The sequence below is a fragment of the Cellvibrio sp. genome (genome assembly GCF_053579595.1).
The window spans coordinates 1-3,962 of sequence record NZ_JBRFPI010000395.1; the positions used below are offsets into that span (position 1 = coordinate 1).

General features: G+C 51.9%; 2 protein-coding genes and 1 pseudogene. 1 reads left to right on the forward strand and 2 read right to left on the reverse strand.

The features are described 5' to 3' along the window. Positions 1 to 135 precede the first annotated feature (135 nt). Positions 136 to 1,203, reverse strand: a complete 1,068-nt coding sequence (locus ACWA6V_RS18385; RefSeq protein WP_310067496.1) for a pilus assembly protein PilM — start codon at positions 1,201 to 1,203, stop codon at positions 136 to 138. A gap of 103 nt (positions 1,204 to 1,306) precedes the next feature. On the opposite strand from ACWA6V_RS18385, the gene ACWA6V_RS18390 reads away from it, so the two are divergent. Next, complete coding sequence (locus ACWA6V_RS18390; protein WP_449523857.1) at positions 1,307 to 3,772, forward strand: penicillin-binding protein 1A; 2,466 nt, start codon at positions 1,307 to 1,309, stop codon at positions 3,770 to 3,772. 5 nt (positions 3,773 to 3,777) lie between these two features. Here the strand turns inward: ACWA6V_RS18390 and ACWA6V_RS18395 are convergent. Then, a pseudogene (locus ACWA6V_RS18395) lies at positions 3,778 to 3,962 on the reverse strand (thermonuclease family protein); the annotation flags it as partial.

Below are 3,962 nucleotides of genomic sequence, written 5' to 3' on the forward strand. Positions count from 1 at the left end.
CTGATTGCACACTCGACACCCAAACATAGGCACCAAATGCTGCAGCCAAACCAATACCACCAATAATCCCCAGGAATTCGCGCTTTTTCTCTTGCCGATAGGCTTCGCGCCAGGGCAATAAGTTAATTTTGGCCATTAGTCAAAACTCCTCATTGCCAAACCCGTAACAATCATCAATGCAGGAGCATCGTTCGCAAGCGAAACCGCGTTCACTCTGGATGAAACGGACATACGCGCAAAGGGGTTGGCGACCACTGTTTGCGTGCCTAACTTTTCTTCGATCAATCCAACCAATCCCTCCAGCGAGGCAACCCCACCAGCAAGAATGATGTAATCCACATCGTTGTACTGACTTGCGGAAAAGAAGAATTGCAATGAGCGGGTAACCTGCTGCACCACCGCATCTTTAAAGGGGGTAAGAACTTCCATTTCGTAATCGTCGGGTAATCCACCTTGTTTCTTGGCCAGTCCGGCCTCTTCGCGCGATAAGCCATAGCGACGCTGGATTTCTTCAGTCAACTGGCGACCGCCAAATAACTGCTCACGGGTATAGACTGTTTTACCATCCACCAACACGCTCAATGTGGTCATGGTGGCACCGATATCGATAATCGCGACAACCTGCCCTTCCTGATCCTCCAATTGCTCGGCGATCAATTCAAACGCGCGCTCCATACAATAGGCTTCAATATCCACTTTTTCAGCGATCAAATCGGAATCAGCAAGAACCTGCTGGCGAACCTCAACGTTCTCGCGACGGCACGCAGCCAGCAACACCTCTACCTGATCAGGATTGCGCGGGGAAATACCCTGCACCTCAAAATCGAGTGCAACCTCTTCCAGAGGGAAGGGGATATATTGATCAGCTTCTGCCGCGATCTGGCTTTCCATGGCGTCATCATTCAAATCCATGGGCATATCGATCATTTTGGTGATCACCGCCGAGCCAGCAACAGCAACAGCCGCATGCTTGAGCTTGGTTTTGGATTGTTTGACCATAGATCTGACAATCTCCGCCACAGCGGCGGGGTCAGCGATGTTCTTCTCCACCACCGCATTAGGTGGTAGCGCTTTTACGGTATAGGACTCAACGCGGTAGCGATCGCCACTGCGACTAAGTTCAAGCAATTTGACCGAGGTGGAACTAATGTCCAACCCGACCACCGGCTTAGCCTTCTTATCGAGGAAACTTAAAATGCCCATTTTTCTATCTATATCCGTAACTTAGACGTTGTTTATGTTATAGCACTTTAACTTAAGCCTGCAACAAACCGATGAATATGTAAACAGGCAAAAAGCCCGTATAATGCCCGCCACCTGCGGCGACCGCGCTAACTCATTAATTCACATAGAAAAAATGTTCAGTAAAAAATCCTTCTTCGGCATTATTTTCTGGCTGTTACTGGCCGGTTTCAGCGTTACTTTGGTGACATTCGCCGGACTCTATCTTTATTTGAGCCCTAAATTGCCATCGGTTGATTCATTAAGGGAGGTTAAATTACAGACCCCTTTACGGGTTTATTCAAGCGACGGCAAATTAATAGGTGAGTTTGGCGAACAACGTCGCACTCCGCTGACCTACGATCAGATACCGCCCCTGTATATAAAAGCACTCCTCTCCGCCGAAGATGCAGAGTTCTTTGAGCATCATGGAGTTTCTCTAAAAGGCATGTTGCGCGCCGCATCACAAATTCTGAAGTCCGGCGCCATCCAATCGGGCGGAAGTACTATTACTCAACAGTTGGCGCGTGATTTCTTTCTCACTCGCAAACAAATCTTCTCACGCAAGTTTAACGAAATCCTCTTATCCCTTGAAATTGAACGGAAATTTACCAAGGAAGAAATCCTTGAGTTGTTCAATAACAAAATGTTCTTCGGTAACCGCGCCTATGGCCTGCAGGCAGCTGCGCAGATCTATTATGGCAAGGACATCCACGAACTCAGTGTTGCCCAATACGCCATGATTGTGGGTGTGCTGAAAGCACCCTCCGCCTACAACCCACTCGCCAATCTCAAGCGTGCCATGATTCGCCGCGACTGGATTATCGGGCGCATGTATGAGCTGAAGCACATCGACCAAGCCACTTACGAGGCTGCGATCAACGAGCCCAATACCGCCAGCTACCACGGCACCACGCTGGATGTACAAGCCCCCTATATCTCCGAAATGGCACGTCAGGAAGTGCTGGATCGCTTTGGCGACAAGGCCTACACCGATGGCTACAAGGTTTACACCAGTGTCGATAGCGCCATGCAAGCCACCGCACAGGCTGCGGTACTCAAGGGTTTGTTGGGATATGACCTGCGCCACGGCTATCGAGGCCCGGAGCTGCGCCTTAAACCTTCGACAGATGCAGACCTGATCAACTGGCAAGACCAGCTCCAAAGCATCCCCACCCTCGGTGGGCAAGAGCCAGCAGTCGTGGTGGATGCACAGGAAAAATCACTGCGCGTACTGATGAGCAATGGCGATTACGTTGATTTGGGCTGGGAGCAGGGGCTATCGAATGTGCGCCCTTACTTCACTGAAGATAGTCGCGGCGCCGCCTACAAAGCAGTGACCGAATTCCTCAAAGCGGGCGATGTGGTACGTATCACCAAAGACAATGATGACGAATGGCGTTTTAGCCAGGTGCCCGCGATCCAAGCGGCATTGGTATCCCTCGACCCCATGGATGGAGCGATTCGCTCGCTGGTTGGCGGCCTCGACTTCAACCAAAGCCATTACAACCGTGCGATTCAGGGTGCGCGCCAACCCGGTTCCAGCTTTAAACCGTTGATTTATACCGCGGCACTGGAAAATGGATTTACTCCGGCGTCGATTATTAACGATGCTCCTATCGTGATTGAAAATACCAGTACTGGTATCGCCTGGCGCCCGGAGAATGATGACGGCAAGTTTGTCGGCCCTATGCGTATGCGCCAAGCGCTCTACCGCTCACGCAATTTGGTATCGATTCGTTTGCTGCGCAGTATCGGCATGCAGACCGCACTCGATAGCCTCGCACGCTTTGGCTTTAACCCCAAAGAATTCCCGCGCGACCTGACTCTGGCGTTGGGCACCCATGCGCTCACCCCCATGCAGATGGCGACCGCCTACGCCAGTTTTGCCAATGGCGGCTTTAAAGTTGACCCTTATTTGGTGACACGAATTGAGGATGATAAAGGCAAGGTGGTTTACGAGGCGCGCCCGAAGCGCGTATGTAAAGAGTGCGAGATCAACCAACTCAGCTATGCCGATGATGGCAGCTTGATACCGGCAACACCCAGCCTTGACAGCAATCTGCGGGCACCGCGTATTATCGATGCACGCGTTGCCTACCTGATCGACTCAATGCTGCGCGATGTAGTGGATAAGGGTACCGGCCGTCTGGCCAAGCAACTCGGGCGCAATGATATCGCGGGCAAAACCGGGACCACCAACGGCCCGCGCGATAGCTGGTTCTCTGGTTACAACCCCAATATCGCCACTAGCGTCTGGGTCGGCTTTGATGCAAATACACTATTGGGACGCAAAGAGTTCGGCAGCTCGGCGGCGCTGCCTATCTGGATCGATTTTATGCGCACTGCACTGGAAGGTGTGCCCGACCAACTGCCGCGCCAACCGGAAGGTATAGTTACTGTGCGGATCAACCCGGATACCGGTAAACCCGCTATGCCGGGCGATCCTGATGCGATTTTTGAAGTATTTTTAGGGGAGGATACTGGCCGCACTTCAGCCGCTGGCACCGAGTCTAGCGAACAAGCGACCTTACCCGAAGAGCTTTTCTAACCAGATTAGTCTGCGATTACTTTTATGGATGAAGGTGATCGCAGCTGCATCACCAACGGCTTGAACTGCTGTGAGCGCCTGGATTTTTGTGAGCCTATCCAACCGCGCACCTCCGCCGATTTACCCTTTAGCGCCAACCAGTCCTGCTGCCGATAGCCAAATGATGGCCAGTCCTTTTTAGCAACTCTGG

Coding starts and splice junctions, on each gene's coding strand:
- ACWA6V_RS18385 (WP_310067496.1), bottom strand. CDS start 1,203: ATGGGCATTTTAAGTTTCCTCGATAAGAAGGCTAAGCCGGTGGTCGGG.
- ACWA6V_RS18390 (WP_449523857.1), top strand. CDS start 1,307: ATGCCCGCCACCTGCGGCGACCGCGCTAACTCATTAATTCACATAGAA.